Below are 780 nucleotides of genomic sequence, written 5' to 3' on the forward strand. Positions count from 1 at the left end.
CGAATCACCATATAATCCCTGTATCAATAATGGAATTTTCAGTGCAGCAGCTTGTTTGTTCAATACCCTTAAAGTCTCAATGGGCATCCCCAGTGACGCAAATATATAAACCCCATGAAAATCCTCACTGGGTGTCACTAACTGCTGACGTATATCATCCATATAATCCTGAAAATAGTTTTGCATCTGCGTTTGCGCATCACTGAGTTTTGCGGATGTGATGTGTGCATAATCACGAGCATATCGCTGATAGTCCTGTGCTTTAGCGCTGGCATCTTTGCCATAGCTTTTGACCTGCGTATAATATCCTTTGGCAGTGTCTGTTAGCTTTGCTTGTAGTGATTCAACCTGTTGTTGATCGTAACTATTACGCTCAGTATCTGCCTGCACTACCCCTGTTAACATCAGCAGGTTAACAACCAATGATACTTGTATAACTAAGCGTAAACTCAATGACTTAAACAAGCTAGAAAAGTGAAATATCTTGAGGTGACATAAAAACATATCAATTTACTCCTGTGAATGAACGTCTTAAGTGTTTAAGTACTTAAGCTCAAAAAGTTTTTAGTTTTTAGTTTTTAGGAAAAGTAAAAAGTGAGAAGTGATAAGTAAAAAATTCAAAGCACGGTTATAAATAAACACAATTGCGCTTTCTGAAGTTTAATAGCCCAAAGTTGGTTCCTGACACAATATGGTCTTTGCCTGCTTCTGAAATAACCGTTGTTGTGGTGTACGGATGCGATAAATAAGGCTCTGGCACGACATTCGTAAACTGATAAC

General features: G+C 38.2%; 1 protein-coding gene. It reads right to left on the minus strand.

Annotated elements, in window-relative coordinates; translation table 11 throughout:
* A partial coding sequence (locus DNJ75_RS15020) for a hypothetical protein (RefSeq protein ID WP_206609140.1) occupies nucleotides 1-504 on the minus strand: 504 nt, incomplete at its 3' end.
* Between the last annotated feature and the right edge of the window lie 276 nt (nucleotides 505-780).

The sequence above is a fragment of the Cysteiniphilum litorale genome (assembly GCF_003428165.1).
Taxonomy (GTDB): Bacteria; Pseudomonadota; Gammaproteobacteria; order Francisellales; family Francisellaceae; genus Caedibacter; species Caedibacter litoralis.